The following is an 18,797-nucleotide window of genomic DNA, read 5'->3' on the forward strand; positions in this document are numbered from 1 at the left end:
TTAATATAAATTGGATGATTGTACTACTTTTGCTAAGAAAGTAGACTTGGCAACTATTTTTTGTGTCTTGCTTTCTATAAGTTTAGGAGTTTTGTAACTTTAGGCTAGTCTTAAAGCCTATAAATATAAAATAACAGCTAAAATAAAGCTTCATGAAACATCTAAGGTAAGTGTGCAACTATGCGATTTTTAACTTTTCTTGTAATAATTTTTAGCAGTTTTAACTTAGCCTCCGCACTTGAGATAACCCTAAACTACGGTAAAGAAAAAGGCGTAGACTTTGCCGTGCTAAATCTTAAAAATAACCATGACTTCACTTGCAAGCCTAATATAAACTTGCAAAATAAAATCCAATCCATAAGCTGCTACATAGAAGGCATACCACAAAGTGGCTTTAACCCAGCCAAAGGACCTTTTTTTGACCTCTCTTATAATATGGTAAAAATGGATTCCAAAAACTATATGAAAGTAGAAGTGATGCCTGCAAAAGACATGCATGTGAAGCTTTTTTCTACCTTCTTAGATCTTAAAACTCCTCTAGGTGTACCAAGTGGGGAAAGAAGCAAGTCTAAAAGCTTTCAGATAGTTGCTTATAATGGGGCAAATATCCCCTTTTTAGACCCTAGCTTTGAAGTTAAAAATAAAGATACTATAAACTTTCCAGTAACCATACTAGGCACTGAAGCTCCAACCTTAGGCGAGCTTGATGTAAACAGAAGACCTTTAAAGTATGAAGTAGGTCAAGACTTTGAAGCCTTTTCTAATATAAAAGATTTGATGGATAAAAAAGAATACTTAAACGCACTAAATGCCATTTCTTCCGCACTTAAAAGATATAAAGATAGCCTTTTTCTGAAAGATATGATTTACTACGCCATAGTAGCTTTAAGCAAGCAGCCAGGCTCTGATCCAGCCTCTATAATAGCTAGGGCAAAAGACTGGATAAGTGTTTACTCACGTGATGATAAAGCCCCTGAAGTTATCTACTATCTAGCCCTAGCTTATATAAAACAAAGCAGCCTTAAAAATGCCAAATACTACCTTATACGTATAATCAGTGAGTATCCTAACTCAAGGTACTCTCCACTAGCTAGGATGTCTTTAGCTAATATGCTAACTACAAAGGCTGATCTAAAGCAAGCCCCTTTGCTTTATAGAAGGGCTTATGAAGAGGCAAAAGATCTAGAATCTGCCTCAGAGATAGCAGTGTCTTGGGCTGTATTTAGCCTTAATAATGATGACTTAACTAACACTAAAAACTTGCTAGAAAAAGTAAGCAAGGCTAATCCAACCTACTTTTTAGAAAACATCTCTAAAAGCTACAACCTAGCTAAAGAGTTAGCCGATAAAGGAGTTTATGACCTAGCCGCCAAGATTATGTTTTATCTAAGTCAAAATGCAGAAGTACCTTCAAAAACACACGCAGAGATGCTTAATGATGCTGGAATCTACTTTGCAGAGGCAAAAGACTATGATAATGCCCATAAAGCAAACCTACTTTTTATCCACCACTATCCAGATAGTGCGCTAGTTAAGAGGGTTAAAAGTAGGGATGATGGTATATTATTTGGTGTAAATGGGAGTAATGATAAAAAGCTTGCAAGGTATGAGTACTTAATAAAAACTTATCCAAACACTCCAACTGCTAAAAAAGCTTTAGAGCTGAAGGCTAAAGTTTTATATGATGAGAAAAGATACAAAGACGTCATAGCCTTAAGTCCTTCTTTAGATAAAAACTTAGCTTTGATAGATGGTGCTTATAAAAATGCCTTTATGAGTGATAAAGACTGTAAAGATATAGCAAGTCTTGCTAAGAATGCACCTAATAACTTAGAGCTTGACTTAGACACTAGCATAAAAGTCTTTTCTTGTATGCAAAAAAAGCATCTTTATCAAAAAGCAAATCTTATGTTTAAAGATAAGCATAAAGATATAAACGATAGTGCAAAGCTAGCTAACTGGCTTTACTTGCAAGCTAAAAATCTCTACGCCCTAGGCGATGACAAAGATGCTATAAAAGCAAGCTATGATGTGCTAGACCTAGCCTTTGCTAATGCTAAACCAGAGTACTATGATATAGGATTCCCACTTTTTAGTGCTCTTTTTACTAGTGGTAGAAAAGATGAAGCTATAAAAGTAGCTAAAACTTTAGATGCACGTTTTGGGGATGATCCAAGACTTCTAACTGTGCACTTTGACTTACTAAACCTAGCTGAGACACAAAGAAATAGAAGTGCTATAAAACTAGAAGCAAGTAAAATCTTAGAGTTACAAGCTAAAAATGGAAGAAGTGACTTTAGTCCCTATGCTGACTTTTTACTAGCTGATACTGAAAGCGATGATAAAGAATATGATAAAGCCTTAAAGGTTTTAAATGCAATCTTAAATACAGACTTAAAACCACAAGACAAACAGCAAGCCTTATATAAAAGTGCAAATATCTACTATGTAAAAGGCGATAAGCAAGAAAGTGTAAAAAGACTAGAGACTTGCAAGGCAATTGATGCAGGTAGCTCTTTTGGGATACTTTGCTCTAATGCACTAGGCTTGCAGCAAGATACTAGCACCTTGCCTTAAGTATGACTTTAAGTCTATATGCTATCACATAACTTGATGTTAAGTTTTTAGATTCTATTTATGGAATCTAGTTTTTTGTGCTAAAGGCGCATTCTCGCCCATAGCCTTGTTTTGCTTAAAGAAAAAACACATAAGCAAGAAGATACAAAAAAATATTGGACTATAGAATCTAAAATCAGATTCTTATAGATTTATATAAACTTAAGGATAGCTGACTGCCACGGCTTACTAAAAGCAAGCCTTGCGATGATAAAGATGCAAGTGCATCCTTCCTTCTCTATAGCATTTAAGGGCGTGGGTAGTTAAAAGAGAAAAATAATTAAAATTAGCTATTACTCTTAGATTCTATAAGCTTATAAAATCTAACTAATTAAACTACTTAATATAAATTGATATAAAAATCCTTAGCCACCAAAGCTAGACGCCCCGCCAACTCCAGTGCCTCCCGCTCTCCCACTTTGGTTAAAAAAGCCACCTCTTGCACTACTAGGTGTAGCACCAGCCCTTGCAGTAGTAGCACCTGTGCCTTTATTAAAGCTAGAGCGTGATCTTTCATAAGCTTGAGGAGACTTGTAATTTCTTTGCTGATTTTGCTTAAAGTTTGGGTTATTAAAAAGCTTATTACCTATATAGCTTCCTATTATTGCCCCTGCGGCTGAAGCAAGGATGGCACTTCCTAGCCCAAAGCCGCCATTACCATCTCCTCCATTAGGCTGGGTTAGCTGACTAGTGCCATCATCTACTTTTTTAGCTTCAGCAGCAACTATGGCATCTACTTCTTGTTTGCTTAAGATTCTCTCACTTCCATCAAGCCCTTTTACTATAACCCTAGTCTCACTAGAAGGAACTTCTTCAAGTATCTTATACTTACCATCTGGTTGCTCTTCTAAGGTGACTATAGCACCTTGTTTGGCAACTACTTTATCTGTGGTGTTAGAGCTACCATTACCACAAGCTATCAAAGTAGTCATAGCTATAGCACTTATCCCTCCTACTATAGCAGCATCGCTAATCTTTCTTAAGTAGGTTTTTTTACTCACTGCTTTTTATCCTTTTGCCATTTCTTTTTCTAGTTTTACGATTCTATCCCAAGTGCTAACTACAGAATCTGGATTTAGAGAAACGGAGTTTATGCCTTCACGCACTAAAAACTCAGCTATCTCTGGATAGTCACTTGGTGCTTGTCCACAGATACCACAGTACTTGTTGTGTTTTTTACAAGCTTCTATTGCTTTTTTAAACATGATAAGCATGGCTTCATTTCTCTCATCAAAGATGTGACTTACTAAGTCTCCATCTCTATCCACGCCTAAAGTTAACTGCGTTAGGTCATTAGAGCCAATTGAGAAGCCATCAAACATATCTAAAAACTCATCTGCTAGTATGACATTAACTGGTAACTCACACATGACATAGATTTCAAGGCCGTCTTTGCCGCTTTCAAGGCCGTTTCTTCTCATGATCTCAAGGACTTTTCTACCTTCTTCTGGAGTTCTTAAAAATGGCACCATAACTTTCATATTAGTTAGTCCCATCTCATCTCTTATCATGGCTAATGCTTGGCACTCCCACTCAAAAGCACTTCTATAAAGATCAGAATAGTACCTTGAAGCCCCTCTATAACCTAGCATAGGGTTTTCTTCTATAGGTTCATAGTCTTCGCCTGATATCATGCCTCTATACTCATTAGTCTTAAAGTCACTAGTTCTAACGATAACTGGATTTGGATAAAAAGCTGCTGCTATCATCCCCATGCCTTCAGCTATCTTTTTGATAAAAAAGTCTTTTGGGTTAGCATAGCCTGAGATTAGTTTAGTAATCTTTTCTTGGTTACTTATAGGCTTTTTGTTTTGTAGGTCTAGGAGGGCTAAAGGGTGGGCTTTTATCTGATGAAGTATGATATGTTCCATCCTAGCAAGTCCTACGCCACAGTTTGGAAGCTGAGAAAAGCCAAAGGCTTTTGAAGGATCTCCTACGTTCATGTATATCTTAGTTTTTGGTGTGCCAAGGTTTGAAAGCTCTATACTTTCTACTTCGTAGTCGTGGATTCCAGCATAGATTAGCCCATCTTCACCTTCACTACAAGATACTGTTATATCAAGTCCTGAGTAAAGCTGATCTGTAGCACCATTAGCTCCAACTATAGTTGGTACACCTATCTCACGCGCAACAATTGCAGCGTGGCAAGTCCTTCCACCACGATTTGTTATAACTGCGGCTGCTTTTTTCATAGCCGGCTCCCAGTCAGGGTCAGTGTTATCAGTAACTAAGATCTCACCTTCTTTAAAAGTATGCATATGCTCTATGTCTTTTATGATTCTAACTTTACCATGACCTATCTTAGTACCTATAGCCATACCTTTTAGTAATACTTCTTTTGGCTCATTAGGATGTTTAAACTTAAACTTTTCTATCTTAGCAGAGCTACCTTTTTTCATATTCTGAGACTGCACGGTTTCAGGGCGGGCTTGCACTATAAAGATCTCTCCACTTTCACCATCTTTTGCCCACTCCATATCCATAGGTCTATATTCACCTGCTTCTTTGCTGTAGTGCTTTTCTATCTTTACAGCGTAGCGTGCAAGTGTAAGCACATCTTCATCAGTTAGCGAGAAGCTATCCATCTCAGCTTGAGTAGTTTTGACATTAGTAGTAGGGTGGTCACTTCCTAGTGGTGCATAGACCATCTTTACATCTTTTTTACCAAGCTGCCTTTTTATGATAGGAGTTTTTCCCATCTCTAAAGTCGGCTTAAAGACATAAAACTCATCTGGGTTAACAGTACCGCCAACGACATTTTCACCTAGTCCCCAGCTTGAAGTTATAAATACTGCGTCCTTAAAACCAGTCTCAGTATCTATACTAAACATAACCCCAGCACTGCCCTTATCAGCACGCACCATCTTTTGTATACCAATGCTAAGTGCTACTTTAAAGTGATCAAAACCACGTGAAGCCCTATAGCTTACTGCCCTATGGGTGAAAAGTGAAGCAAAGCAAGACTTTATATAGTGCACTAAGTCAACTTCGCCTTTTACACTTAAGTAAGTATCTTGCTGACCCGCAAAGCTTGCATCTGGCAAGTCTTCAGCAGTAGCTGAACTTCTTACAGCAACATCAGCTTTTTTCATGCCATACTCCTCACTTAGTATGTCATAAGCCTCAAATATCTCTTCTTTTAAGTCCTCTGGGAGAGGTGTGCTAAAGATAAGCTCTCTTATCTGTCTTGATCTATTCCTTAGCACATCCATTTCTGTGTAGTCAACGTCTTTTAGTAGTTGATATATCTTATCTTTAATACCACCACTTTCTAATAAGTACCAGTAGGCATCACTTGTTATAGCAAAGCCATTTGGTACTTTTATACCTTCACTTATGAGTTCTTGAAACATTTCGCCTATACTGGCGTTTTTCCCACCTACGAGTGGTACATCTTTATTATTCAGCTCTTTAAAAAACTTAATATATTTCATTTCACAAAACTCCCAACTTAAATGTTATGGAATCAATTGTAATAAAAAAAATCCCCATTTTGCTTAAATGAACCTTAAATGTCTAAACTAAGGCATTAGCTAGGCTAGTAGAGAGGTTTGGGGCTACTTTTCTTCATGGCTACTTTGTAAGATCTTAGTGTTAGTTTTGCTTATGCTTTTACTTTATTGATGCACGTATAAGATTTAGATATTAAATGCCTTTTAGGTATGGAATCAAAAGGTGGAATCTACTTACAGATTCCATCATAAAGACTTTATAAAGCTAGGAGTATATTTTAAGCACTAACTAGGTCTGGGAAGTCTAAGACTGGCTCTTTAGATATAAGCTTAATGTTAAAGTTTTCAACTAAAAAGTTTAGTATGTCTTCGTTTAAAAACTTAGGTAAGCTTGGACCTACGTAAATGTTTTTTATACCCAAGAAAAGCAAGGCACAAAGGATGATGATAGCTTTTTGCTCCATCCACATAAGTACTATTGTTAATGGGAGGTCATTAACTGCGATACCTGTAGCCTCACTTAAAGCTAGGGCTATTTTAACGCCGCCATTACTATCATTGCACTGACCTAAGTCTAGGTAGCGAGGTATATTAGTCCCCTCTATATAGCCAAAATCCACATCATTAAACCTAAACTTACCACAACTACTAGTTAGTATGACACAGTCTTTTGGAAGACTAATAGCTAGCTTTCTATAATAGTCTCTTTCTTTACCCGGTGCATCACAGCCTGCTATAACAAAAAAGCGTTTTATCTTTCCACTATTAATCGCAGCTAGTATCTCACCAGCTAGTGGAAGCACTGCTTTGTAGTGATGGCCTGTGCTTATGGTTTTTTCCTCATTAAAGTTAGTTTCTTCAGGGCAAGATAAAGTCTTTTCTATAAGAGGAGTAAAGTCCATAGTGTGAAGGTTAGTTATACCATCAGTGCTTGCTATATCAAAGCCAAAGATTCTATCTTGATACTTACAAGAGTTTCTAAGCGGGACTATGCAGTTAGTTGTCATTAAAACTGTGCCATTCCACTCATTAAAAATCTTTGTTTGATCAAACCACGCTCCACCGATGTTGCCTTTTAGATGAGAGTACTTTTTAAGCTCTGGATAAGCATGGGCTGGAAGCATCTCTGAGTGAGTATAGATATTTATCCCTTTTCCTTCAGTTTGTTTTAAAAGGGCTTCTAGTGCGTGGAGGTTATGTCCACTTACTAAGATAGCTTTTCCAGTGGCTTTGTTTTGAGATACTTTTAAAGGCGTTGGGATTCCAAGCTTTTCTACGTGGGCGTTACTTAGTAGGTCCATAACTTTTACACCTGCTTCTCCGACTTTTAAAACTTGAGCTATGTGGTCATTAAAGTTAAAGTTCATATTAGTAAGTGTGAAATAAAGTGTTTTAGCTATAACATCATCTACTTCTTTTGTATTAGCACCCATCTCATTAGCGTGAGTTCTATACGCACTAAGACCTTTTAGTGCGTATATCATCATATCTTGCAAGCGTGATTTAGTATCATCTTTACCGCAAGTTCCTTTTAAAGCTCCATTAATCCCGCAGCCATTAGGCGCACTCATTTCACATTGATAACAAAACATATTTCTTCCTTTAGTTACGTTAAATATATCTTGCAATGTACTACTATTAAAAAGAGAGTGTGTTGATATTTGTCAATGTAAAAATTTTAAAAAGTGTTTGGAATCTTAGATTGAAGGTCAAGCAAAAAAACTATATTAAATAAAAACTATATTAAAGTGAAGATCCTATGAAGCAAAATTTTATAGAGGCTTTACAAAGTAAGAAAGCCCCATGAAATAAGTAGGGGCTAAAAGGGGATAAGGCTACTTATTTTTGTTTCAAAGTAGCTGGTCTTCCAGTAAGGCTTACTTTATACTTTCTAAAGCCAGTCTTAGTCACATTAAATCTAGGCACTAATAATACATCTGCCTTATAAGTATCTAAGAACTTATTAATAAGGGCTTCTTTTGAACCCTTAGTTAGTGTATAGAATCCATCTACTTCTTCTATATCAACTAGCGAGTCTTTATTGGTAGTTTCAAGTATGGCTGGTGCGCCTATGTTTAAGTCGCTAGCACTTAGAGGTGCTATACGTGTGATATTAGAGCTTTTTACAGGCGCTAACTCAAGTTGTAATGGTCTTTGTGTGCTGCTACAAGCTACTAAGATTAAGCCAGCAAAGCAAGTAAGACTGAGTAAGACTTTATTCATAATAATCCTTAATTTCATATTGTAATAATTTTTATATTCTAGCAAAAAAGCCATCTTTATTGCACTTTAAGTCTTTAGATACTTTGTAAAAATAGCTTCTTAAGTCTTTTTTTAAAGCTACTAGATTCCATAAACTTACAGAATCTAATTTTCAAGCCAACGCACATTCTTACTTATTGAAATCCAGCAGTGCCACTTTATAAACTTCCATATCTCATATCTACGCCATCTTTACTTAAAAACTCTTTCATCCTTAGGTAGTTATTAAGTGCATTTATATAAGCTTTTGCACTTGCTTGCATAGTGTCTAAGTCACTTCCATGACCTATAACTGGGACGTTACCTTCAAAAGAAACTTTTACATTTACCTTTGCCATAGCATCTTTACCACTTCCTACGCTTTCTACTTTATAATCAAGCAGTTTTCCAGCCACACTAGTAATCCTTTCAATAGCTTTAAAGATGCTATCAACTGCGCCATTACCCAAAGCACAGTCACTTTTAATCTCACCATCTTTACTAATACTTACAGCACTAAAGTGAGCACCATTACTAGCAGTTGAACTTTGGATGCTTTCTAGTATAAAGACTTGTTTTAGGCTTGAAGTTTGCTCATTTAAGACCATCTCTAAGTCAGCGTCATACACTTCTTTTTTGGAATCACAAAGGATTTTAAACTGAGTAAAAGCTTTTAAAAGTGCTTCTTCATCTAAGTTATAGCCCATACTTACTATCTTATCTTTAAAAGCAGCCTTGCCAGAGTGCTTACCCAAAACTAGGTTGTTATTATCAACTATGCCTATATCACTTGGCTTCATTATCTCATAAGTCTCTCTAAACTTTAAGATTCCATCTTGGTGGATTCCACTTTCATGAGCAAAGGCGTTTTTCCCAACTATGGCTTTATTTGGCTGAGGGCGTATGCTAGTGACGTCAGCTACAAGCTTGCTTGCTTTATAGATCTCTTTAGTGTTTACATTTGTATCAAAACCACCATACTTAGCAAAAACATCTTTTCTGGTTTTAAATATCATTACTACTTCTTCTAAAGCACAGTTTCCAGCCCGTTCACCTAGCCCATTTATCGTACACTCTACTTGTCTAGCACCATTCATCACACCATAGATTGAGTTAGCTACAGCAAGGCCAAGGTCATTATGACAGTGGACTGAAAGCACTGCTTTATCTTTTATAGTCTCTTCTAACTCTTTTATAATCTCGCCTACTTCGTGAGGCAATCTATAACCTACAGTATCAGGCATATTTAGAGTGCTTGCTCCTGCTTCTATAGCAGCTAGACTTATCTCTTTTAAAAAGCTTATCTCACTCCTACAAGCATCCTCGCAGCTAAACTGCACATCTTCACAAAAAGTTTTAGCATACTTTATAGAATCTATAGCACGTTTTAAGACCTCATCTGGCTTCATCTTAAGCTTATACTCCATATGTATTGGCGAAGTGGCTAAGAAAACATGTAGTCTTTTATGTTTGGCCAAAGCTAGGGCAAGACCTGCTTGCTTGATGTCGTTTTCTACACATCTACTAAGTGAGCAAACTGAGCTTTTTTCTAATATACCACTTATCTCTTTTATCGCTTGAAAGTCACCCGGACTTGCCGCTGCAAAGCCAGCTTCTATGATATCAACTCCAAGTTTTTCAAGCTGGAGGGCGATGTTTATCTTTTCTTCTATGTTCATAGAAGCACCCGGGCTTTGTTCGCCATCTCTTAAGGTTGTGTCAAATATCTTTATCATCTCCATGTTGAAAATCCTTATCGTTTAAATATATATAAAATATTGTAACTTAAAGAAGTTTGGCTAAGACTATTAAAACGATCTGAACTGTGATAAAAACATAGTGAAGTGCATCATGGTGTCTTATCCTATTAAGATTAAAGCTTACTATGTAAAAAGCTATGACCATGATTAGCCCTAAGATTCCTTTTGCTAGGAGGATGTTTCCATAGCTTGAACCAAAAAAGTCCATATCTATGCCAGCAGCGCGAACATGAAACATATAAAGTCCAGTGATTAGCACTATGCCGACTATGACACGCATGGTGGGGACTATAACTACGCTTAGTTTAGATTCTATCTCATCAAAATTATCAATTTTAGTTTTCAAAGTATCAAGTATAAAAGTCCAAAAAAACACAGAGCCTATAAAAGTGATAGCACCTGCTAGGTGGATGATTAAGGCTATGGTATATAACATAAGTATCCTTTTGTTTTTGATAATAGATGTTACTACTAAGATAGTGTCATTGACATTGATTTCACTCAATATAGACTATAATAAAAGCTTCTTAAAAGCTTAGGAGTTGGTGTTGGAAAAAGTAGATGCATTGCATTACATAATGATAAGTGGTGCTAGGGAAAACAACCTTAAAGACATAAGTTTAAATATACCAAAGAACAAACTAGTAGTGTTTACAGGTCTTAGTGGAAGCGGTAAAAGCACGCTTGCTTTTGATACGCTTTATGCTGAAGGGCAAAGGCGTTATATAGAATCGCTTTCAAGCTACGCTAGGCAGTTTTTAGACCGCATAGCAAAGCCTGATGTTGATCAGATAAGTGGCCTTATGCCAAGTATCGCCATAGATCAAAAAACTACTTCTAAAAACCCAAGAAGTACAGTTGGGACAATAACTGAGATTTATGACTACTTAAGACTGCTATATGCTAGGGTAGGGGAGCAGCACTGCCATATCTGTGGTAGAAAGATAACTTCTATGAACGCAAGTGATATCATTAATGAGGTATTAAAACTAGAAAAAGATTCTAAGTTAATAATCTATGCACCCTTAGTAAAAGAAAAAAAGGGGACATTTACTGACAAGCTAGAAGACTTACGCCAAAAAGGCTATATAAGAGTTAGTATAGATGGCGTTACTACTAGGCTTGATGAAGATATAAGCCTTTCAAAAACTAAAAAGCACACTATAAAAGCAATCATTGATAGAGTAAGCCTAAATGATGATAATAAAACTAGGATAGCCCAAGCCATAGAAACAGCCCTAAAGATAGCTTATGGCGAAGTAGAAGTAGAAGTAACTAGTCCTAATGCTAAAGATTCCAAAGAATCTAGAGACTTAAAAAACCCAGAAGAAAAGCTTATAAATGGCAAGGTTAAAGAAAGCGTAGAAGTAAAAGATTCTAAAAAGCTACTTCACTTTAGCCAGCATCTTGCCTGCTTTGAGTGTAAAGTAAGTTTTGAAGAGCTAGAGCCTTTAAGCTTTAGCTTTAACTCTCCAAAAGGTGCTTGCCCATCTTGTAACGGCTTAGGGATGAACTACGCCCTTGATATTAATAAGATTCTAAATAAAGACCTACCTTTAACAAAAGGTGGCTTAAAGCTAATCTTTGGGTTTAATAAAAGCTATTACTTGCAGATGTTTTTAGGCTTTTGTAAGGCCTATAAGATAAGCCCAGAAGCTACTTTTAATGAGCTCGATAAGGCTACACAAGATGACTTGCTATATGGTGGCAGTATTAACATAAAAGTGCTTTGGCATGGAAGGGAAAACGAGATGCCTTGGCGTGGTGTCATAAAGATAGCTTTAGAGATACTAAAAAATGAAGCAAGTGAGTATATGAGTGAAAAAACTTGCAAGGTTTGTAATGGCAATAGATTAAAAGCTGAATCTTTAAGTGTAAAAGTAAGCGATAAAACCATAGCTGATATTATCAACATGCCAATTGAACAGTGCTATGAGTTCTTTAAAAATGCGGCAAGTTTTGAATACTTGAGCGAAAAACAACATCAAATCATCGACCTAGTTTTAAAAGAGATAAAAGAAAGGCTTTTCTTTTTATATGACGTAGGGCTTGGCTATCTTACTTTAAAGCGTGATGCTAAGACTATAAGTGGAGGAGAAGCACAGCGTATAAGGATAGCTTCACAGATTGGCAGTGGGCTAACTGGAGTTATGTATGTGCTTGATGAGCCTAGCATTGGGCTACATGAAAAAGATACTTTAAAGCTTATAAAAACACTTATTAATCTCAAAGAAAAAGGAAATACAGTCATAGTAGTTGAACATGATAAAGAGACGATTTTACATGCTGACTACGTAGTTGATATCGGGCCGGGTGCTGGAGTAAATGGAGGGGCTATAGTCTTTGCAGGCACTGTAAAAGATATGCTTAAAAGCAACACCTTAAGTGCACAGTATCTAAATGGCACTAAAAAGATTGACTATCACTTTAATAGAGTGCAAGAAAAGTGGATAGAGATAAGTAATGTAAATATTAATAATATTAAAAACCTAAGTGCCAAAATCCCACTTTGTAACTTTGTGTGCGTAACTGGAGTTAGTGGTAGTGGTAAAAGTTCTCTAATACTTCACACTCTTTTGCCTGTAGCAAAAGAGCTACTTAACCACGCAAGAAAGATAGAAATAGTTAATGGCGTAAGTATAAAAGGACTTGAAGAGCTAGATAAAGTCATCTACTTAGACCAAAGCCCAATTGGCAGAACGCCAAGAAGTAACCCAGCTACTTACACTGGTCTTATGGATGATATAAGAGTGCTTTTTAGCGAGACTAAAGAAGCAAAGCTTAGAGGCTACTCTGTAGGACGTTTTAGCTTTAATGTTAAAGGTGGACGCTGTGAAAAGTGTAGTGGCGAAGGCGAGATAAAAATAGAGATGCACTTCTTGCCTGATGTATTAGTAACTTGTGATGAGTGTAAGGGAGCAAGGTATAACGCCCAAACGCTAGAGATTCTATATAAGGGTAAAAACATAGCAGAAGTGTTAAACATGAGCGTAGAAGAAGCATCAGTCTTTTTTGAAAAGATACCAAAGCTTGCAAGTCGCCTTAAAACACTCCAAGATGTAGGCTTAGGCTATATAACCTTAGGGCAAAACGCTTTAACTTTAAGTGGGGGAGAAGCACAGCGTATAAAGCTAGCTAAAGAGCTAAGTCGTAAAGATACAGGTAAGACACTTTATGTGCTTGATGAACCAACTACTGGTTTACACTTTGCAGATATAGATAAGCTAGTGCATGTACTTCACCACCTTGTAAGCCTAGGTAACTCTGTCATAGTTATAGAGCATAATCTTGATGTGATAAAAAACGCAGACTACATCATAGACATGGGTCCACTTGGGGGTAATAAAGGAGGCCAAGTCATAGCTAAAGGGACACCTTTTGAAGTCGCTAAGATAAAAGGCAGCTTTACTGGTGAGTTTTTGAAAAAAGAACTTTTGTAAGATATGAAGGGTAGGGCACAGTCAAAGTGGATACAGTAGGCATATTTATAGAATCTATCCACTCTCAAAAGGCTTATACCTATATCTTTGTAGTTATAGCTTGTATAGTTTTAGCTTATATATCATTTTTTATAACTAGGCGCTATCTTGTAAAGTATGTGTCTTTGTTTGCCAAGAAAAAGCTTCCTTTTTGGGATGAGGAGTTTGAAAAGATAGGCTTTTTAAATAGGCTTAGCTACCTAGTCCCAGTAGTAGTTATAAACTACTTTTTGCAGTTTTTCCCTGACCAAGTTACCTTTCAGCTTACAAAACTTTTACTTTTTGTAACATTAGTACTTGCGATATTTATAGTTAATACCTTCTTAGATGTGCTTTTACATATCTATAACAACTTAAGTATCGCTAAGCTTCACCCCATCAAAGGCTATATACAAGTAGCTAAGATTCTAGTTGTCATAGTTTGTCTTATCACTGCGGTTTCTTTCCTTGTAGGTGTCTCACCAGTTGGAATCCTAACTGGCATGGGTGCTCTTAGTGCAGTCTTGCTTTTAATCTTTAAAGACACCATCCTTTCTTTTGTAGCTAGCCTTCAAATAAATGCACATGATATCTTTAAAGTAGGGGACTGGATAGAGATAAAAAGTCTTGGTGTTGATGGAGATGTTATAGATATATCCTTGCATACTGTTAAAGTAAGAAACTGGGATAGGACTATAGTTAGCGTGCCAACTCATAAGCTTTTAGAAGTGGGTGTTAAAAACTGGCGAGGTATGCGTGATAGTGGTGGTAGGCGTATAAAAAGGCATCTAAATATAGACTTTAACTCCATAAGATTTTTCACAGTTGATGAGTTAAAAGCACTTCAGCGTATAAAGCTTTTAAAAGACTACTTTCTTTCTAAAAAAGAAATTATAGAAAAGCAAAGCCCTGATGATATAGATTCCATAAACAATAGACAGCTTACAAACATAGGCACTTTTAGAATCTACATAAGAGAGTATCTAAAAAGCCTAGATACCGTGCATAAAGAGGGGTTTAGCTTTATGGTAAGGCAGCTTCAGCCAACAGAGACTGGGCTTCCTATAGAGATTTACTGCTTTACTACTGATGTTAGATGGCCTATCTATGAAGAGATACAAGCTGATATCTTTGATCATCTTATAGCAGTTAGTTCAAAGTTTCATCTTAGGATCTTTCAAAACATAAGTGGCACTTTAAAGTAGTGCCTAGAGAGTTTTTTTGATAGAATATAAGCCTACTTCTAAGCACGCTTGCTTAAAAAGACAATCAAAAAGGACTTGTACTAGTATGGAGAAAATTTTAGATATCGTAGATGTTGTCGCTTATGAAAAAGGGCTTTCACCTACTTTAGTTACCGAAGCTATCAAAGCTTGCATGATAAAGATGGCAAAAGAAGAGTTAGGTGAAGATGCTAACTTTAGGGTTGTAGAAGATAAAAATGAAAGAGACTTAAGACTAGTACAGCAGATGAGTGTTTGCAAAGATAGTGACTTTAGCGAAGACTTAAAAGCTACTCATATACCACTAAGTCTAGCCAAAGATGTAGCAGAAGATATAAAAGAGCATGACACCTTAGAATATGATATCAACGTAGATATCATGGGTAGGGGGGCGATAAATAAGATCTATAGAGATATAGAGTTTCAACTCCAAAGTCTCATAGAAAACCAAATCCTAGAAAAGTTTAAAACTAATATCAACAAGATTATCTCAGGGCGTGTTCTTTACGTAGATGCTAAGCAAAACACCTATGTAGAAATCGATGAGATGAGGGCAGTCTTACCTCTTAAAAACCGTATAAAAGGTGAGCACTTTAAAAAAGGTGACATGGTAAAAGCTATACTAAAGTATGTAAATATCAATAAAAACGGGATAAGTCTAGAGTTAAGCCGCACTACTCCAAAGTTCTTAGAAGAACTCCTAGCCCTTGAAGTTCCAGAGATAAAAGATGGCGATGTAGTAATTTATAAAAGCGCAAGACTTCCGGGTGATAAAGCAAAAGTTGCCCTTTACTCTAATAATCCTAGGATTGACCCTATAGGCTCTACTGTAGGCTCAAAAGGCGTGCGTATAAATGCAGTAAGCCGTGAGTTAAACGGCGAAGTTATAGACTGTATAGAGTACTCTAGCGTAAGTGATATCTTTATAGCAAAAGCCTTAAGTCCAGCCCAGATAGTATCAATAAAGACTGAGAAGCCTAAAGAAGTAGTTACTGAAGTGATAGAAGAGGGAATGGAAGGCAAGACTGAAATAGAAGCTAGTGAAGTAGTAAGTGAGCGTCCTCAAGCCTTTGTTAGCATCTTAAAGTCTCAAAAATCAAAGGCCATAGGGAAAAATGGAGTAAATATAAGACTAGCTAGTATGATAACAGGCTATGACATAGTCTTAAATGAGCTTGAAACCATAGAAGAACAAAAGGCTGAGAAAAAACTAGGGCTTGAAGTCTTAGAATCTTTATTTAAAAAAGATAGCTAGTTGCTACTAAGTTTACAATTAGCCAGCAAGCGTTTTGGCTTAAAGAATATATTTGAAAAAGTAAGCCTTACTCTAAACGAAGAAGAACGCGCCTTTTTGATAGGTAAAAATGGCAGCGGTAAAAGCACACTTTTAAAAGTACTAAATGGCGAGTTAGAACTAGATAGTGGCAAGCGTATACTTAGACAAGGCCTTGATATATTAATGCTTAGTCAAGAAAACTACTTTAAGCCAGATAAAAGCGTTAGTGACGTGCTAAAAGATTCTATGCAAGAGCTTGTCCTTGCCCATACAAGACTTAGTGAGATAAGTAAAGATTCTAACTTCCATAACGACAAGACTTTAAGTGAAGAATATAACCGTATACATAACCTCTTAGATAGGCAAGATGCATGGGACTTAGAAGTTAAAGTGAGTGAACTTATAAGGCACTTTAAACTTGAAAGCTTAAAAGACAGGCTTGCTATAAGTCTTAGTGGAGGGGAGCAAAAGCGTGTAAGCCTAGCTTGTGTGCTTTTAAAGGGGGCGGATTTATTAATCTTAGATGAGCCAACTAACCACCTTGATGTAGAGATGCTTTCTTTTTTGGAATCTATGCTTGTGCGTTTAAAGTGTGCCATGCTAGTTATAAGCCATGATAGATACTTTATAGATAAAGTCGCAACCAATATCATAGAGCTTGATAATGCAAAACTTACTTCTTTTAAAGGCAACTATGAAGACTATTTACATGCAAAGCAAAACATGCTTGATAATCTCAACAAAGAACATTTAGCCTTAAAAAAGATTCTAAAAAGTGAAGAAGAGTGGCTGCGTGCTGGTGTAAAAGCAAGACTTAAAAGAAATGAGGGCAGAAAGCAAAGGGTCTTAGAGCTAAGAGATAAGGTTAAAAAGATGCCAAGTCTTGCTAAAAATATGATGCTTAGCCTTGAATCTAATGTAGCACCTTCTCCAAAAAATAGTAAAAAGATGCTTTTTGAGCTAGATAAAGTAAACCTAAAAGTAGGGGAGAGAACTCTAATACAAGATCTTAGCTTGCGTATAACTCAAGGTCAAAGACTAGGTATAGTAGGGCGTAATGGCAGTGGGAAAACCACTCTTTTAAGACTGCTAGTTGAAGGCAAAGATATAGAGGGCAATAAGGTCAAGGGGCTAAAGGTAGGCGACTTTAAGATAGGCTACTATGAGCAGCATAAAAATGCTTTGAATCTAAAAAAGACCATCTTAGAAACCTTTTGTCCTAATGGTGGTGATAGGGTGCAAGTTAATGGCAAAGATATGCACGTTTATGGCTACTTAAAAAGCTTTCTTTTTGATAAAGACTTACTAACTCAAAGCCTTGATACACTAAGTGGAGGCGAAAAAACTAGAGTAGCTTTAGCCTTGCTTTTAGCCCAAGACTATGACTGTCTAATCTTAGATGAACCAACTAATGACCTTGATATCGCAACTATCAATATTTTGGAGCGTTTTTTAAGTGAGCTAAGCTGTGCTTTAATCTTTGTAAGCCACGATAGATACTTCAATGATAAGCTTGCTGAAAGGCTTTTAGTACTAGAAGAAGATGGCCACTTTATAACCACTGCAAGCTATACTGAAGTACTAGAGCATAAGCATATGATCCTAGAAGCCAAGGCTTTAGAATCTAAACTAGTGGAATCTAAGCCAATAGATTCTAAAACTTTAGAGGCAAAAGAGATGTCTAGCAAGCCTAGTCAAGAGCTACCTAAAAAAACTAAGCTTAGCTATAAGATAGCACTAGAGTATGAAAAACTACCTAGCGAGATAGAAGAGTTAGAGCTTTTTGTAAAAGAGCTTGAAAGAAGGCTTAGTACACCTAAGGAGTATGAAAAGTATGGTATAGATGCTTTAAGCAAGGAACTAGCACATAATAAAGAGCTTTTAGATTCTAAGTTAACACGCTACTTTGAGATAGAAGAGATGATGAGATAGCTAAGCTTGCTTTAAATTTATAGCTAGTTTGCTATATATCTAAGTGCTAACTTTAAGTACTCACTTAAGATATCCCCTAGCTTATAGCCACCATCAAGCTCTGCTTTATGCCCAGCATTTTTTACTAAAAAACTAAAGTAGCCCTTTAAAGTCTCTTTGCTTTCTTTTCTCTTGTCTGTTGTCATGTTAAGAAAAGTATCTATGTCTTTTTCTTCTTTTGGGCTTAAGTTATCCCAGTTTACAAAAAACTCAAATCCATCTAAGTCAACGTATACTTTTCTATTTTCATTTTCTATAACCCTTAATTTCTCTATACTTCCATGCTGTCTAGTTTTAAAAAACTCTGGATTAAAGTAGTATAACTTGCCATTAGTGTCATAGTTCATAGTACTTTCATAGCTATTAAAGTAGTCATAAAATTCATTGGCTGTTTTATTAAAAATATTTGTGATATTTTGTATCTTAAAGCCTTGTAGTCTAGGGCCTAGCCCCCTGCGACTTAACTCTATATAGTTTTTTACAAACTCGCGCCATAAGTCAGAAAAAAAATCTTTTTCTATCTCTTCTAAGTGTGCTTTAGCACTCCTTTTAATGCCTTTTTCTTTATCTTGCAAGCTTAGCACAACGCTTGCAGCAAGGAAGGAAAAATCAAGCTTTGCAAAAACAGGACTAGAGATATAATCAAAGTCAACTAATAATAAAAGTGGATTGCAAGGTTTATCATGCAAGATATCAGCTGCGATGGCTTTTGTGCGTTCTACATAGCTATGTGGATAATTAAACTCTTGTGTGTGAAACTCCTTCATATCAGACTCCTTTTTTAAAGTCTTTTAACTGCT

General features: G+C 36.4%; 12 protein-coding genes. 5 read left to right on the top strand and 7 right to left on the bottom strand.

What is annotated here, in order from left to right:
* Nucleotides 1-180: 180 nt before the first annotated feature.
* On the top strand, nt 181-2,577 hold the full coding sequence (locus tag BKH40_RS00585) for a tetratricopeptide repeat protein (protein WP_095275893.1): 2,397 nt from the start codon (nt 181-183) through the stop codon (nt 2,575-2,577).
* A 404-nt stretch (nt 2,578-2,981) separates the two neighbouring features.
* Here the strand turns inward: BKH40_RS00585 and BKH40_RS00590 are convergent, their stop codons facing one another.
* The 6 genes from BKH40_RS00590 to BKH40_RS00615 all read right to left on the bottom strand — a co-directional run bounded on the left by BKH40_RS00590 (nt 2,982) and on the right by BKH40_RS00615 (nt 10,505).
* On the bottom strand, nt 2,982-3,617 hold the full coding sequence (locus BKH40_RS00590) for a UPF0323 family lipoprotein (RefSeq protein WP_095275895.1): 636 nt from the start codon (nt 3,615-3,617) through the stop codon (nt 2,982-2,984).
* Nucleotides 3,618-3,623: 6 nt separating this feature from the next.
* Entirely contained in the window at nt 3,624-6,050 is a 2,427-nt protein-coding gene (gene ppsA, locus BKH40_RS00595) for a pyruvate, water dikinase (protein ID WP_095275897.1), read from the bottom strand.
* 296 nt (nt 6,051-6,346) lie between these two features.
* Nucleotides 6,347-7,660 (bottom strand): hydroxylamine reductase, encoded by a 1,314-nt coding sequence (gene hcp, locus BKH40_RS00600; RefSeq protein ID WP_095275899.1) that lies wholly within the window; start codon nt 7,658-7,660, stop codon nt 6,347-6,349.
* Between the two features lie 247 nt (nt 7,661-7,907).
* The gene (locus tag BKH40_RS00605; protein WP_095275901.1) at nt 7,908-8,291 is read right to left on the bottom strand and encodes a hypothetical protein; all 384 of its coding nucleotides are present in this window, start codon (nt 8,289-8,291) and stop codon (nt 7,908-7,910) included.
* Nucleotides 8,292-8,488: 197 nt separating this feature from the next.
* Nucleotides 8,489-10,051 carry a 2-isopropylmalate synthase gene (locus tag BKH40_RS00610; RefSeq protein ID WP_095275903.1) on the bottom strand — a complete coding sequence of 521 codons (1,563 nt, stop codon included), beginning with the start codon at nt 10,049-10,051 and terminating at the stop codon, nt 8,489-8,491.
* A gap of 43 nt (nt 10,052-10,094) precedes the next feature.
* Nucleotides 10,095-10,505 carry a hypothetical protein gene (locus BKH40_RS00615; RefSeq protein ID WP_095275905.1) on the bottom strand — a complete coding sequence of 137 codons (411 nt, stop codon included), beginning with the start codon at nt 10,503-10,505 and terminating at the stop codon, nt 10,095-10,097.
* 142 nt (nt 10,506-10,647) lie between these two features.
* Between BKH40_RS00615 and uvrA the strand changes: the two genes are divergently transcribed.
* From uvrA to BKH40_RS00635, 4 genes are all read left to right on the top strand, one after another.
* Nucleotides 10,648-13,509 (top strand): excinuclease ABC subunit UvrA, encoded by a 2,862-nt coding sequence (uvrA, locus tag BKH40_RS00620; RefSeq protein ID WP_095276139.1) that lies wholly within the window; start codon nt 10,648-10,650, stop codon nt 13,507-13,509.
* A 26-nt stretch (nt 13,510-13,535) separates the two neighbouring features.
* Entirely contained in the window at nt 13,536-14,732 is a 1,197-nt protein-coding gene (locus BKH40_RS00625; protein WP_095275907.1) for a mechanosensitive ion channel domain-containing protein, read from the top strand.
* A gap of 85 nt (nt 14,733-14,817) precedes the next feature.
* Nucleotides 14,818-16,005 (top strand): NusA N-terminal domain-containing protein, encoded by a 1,188-nt coding sequence (locus BKH40_RS00630; RefSeq protein WP_095276141.1) that lies wholly within the window; start codon nt 14,818-14,820, stop codon nt 16,003-16,005.
* On the top strand, nt 16,006-17,958 hold the full coding sequence (locus BKH40_RS00635) for an ABC-F family ATP-binding cassette domain-containing protein (RefSeq protein WP_095275909.1): 1,953 nt from the start codon (nt 16,006-16,008) through the stop codon (nt 17,956-17,958).
* A gap of 23 nt (nt 17,959-17,981) precedes the next feature.
* Here the strand turns inward: BKH40_RS00635 and BKH40_RS00640 are convergent, their stop codons facing one another.
* Nucleotides 17,982-18,764 (bottom strand): hypothetical protein, encoded by a 783-nt coding sequence (locus tag BKH40_RS00640; protein ID WP_095275910.1) that lies wholly within the window; start codon nt 18,762-18,764, stop codon nt 17,982-17,984.
* Between the last annotated feature and the right edge of the window lie 33 nt (nt 18,765-18,797).

The organism is Helicobacter sp. 11S02629-2, assembly GCF_002272875.1.
Lineage (GTDB): Bacteria > Campylobacterota > Campylobacteria > Campylobacterales > Helicobacteraceae > Helicobacter_I.

Excerpts from the sequence above, each read along its gene's own strand:
- hcp (WP_095275899.1), bottom strand. The coding sequence starts at position 7,660 with ATGTTTTGTTATCAATGTGAAATGAGTGCGCCTAATGGCTGCGGGATT.
- BKH40_RS00610 (WP_095275903.1), bottom strand. The coding sequence starts at position 10,051 with ATGGAGATGATAAAGATATTTGACACAACCTTAAGAGATGGCGAACAA.
- ppsA (WP_095275897.1), bottom strand. The coding sequence starts at position 6,050 with ATGAAATATATTAAGTTTTTTAAAGAGCTGAATAATAAAGATGTACCA.
- uvrA (WP_095276139.1), top strand. The coding sequence starts at position 10,648 with ATGATAAGTGGTGCTAGGGAAAACAACCTTAAAGACATAAGTTTAAAT.
- BKH40_RS00585 (WP_095275893.1), top strand. The coding sequence starts at position 181 with ATGCGATTTTTAACTTTTCTTGTAATAATTTTTAGCAGTTTTAACTTA.
- BKH40_RS00630 (WP_095276141.1), top strand. The coding sequence starts at position 14,818 with ATGGAGAAAATTTTAGATATCGTAGATGTTGTCGCTTATGAAAAAGGG.
- BKH40_RS00615 (WP_095275905.1), bottom strand. The coding sequence starts at position 10,505 with ATGTTATATACCATAGCCTTAATCATCCACCTAGCAGGTGCTATCACT.
- BKH40_RS00605 (WP_095275901.1), bottom strand. The coding sequence starts at position 8,291 with ATGAATAAAGTCTTACTCAGTCTTACTTGCTTTGCTGGCTTAATCTTA.
- BKH40_RS00640 (WP_095275910.1), bottom strand. The coding sequence starts at position 18,764 with ATGAAGGAGTTTCACACACAAGAGTTTAATTATCCACATAGCTATGTA.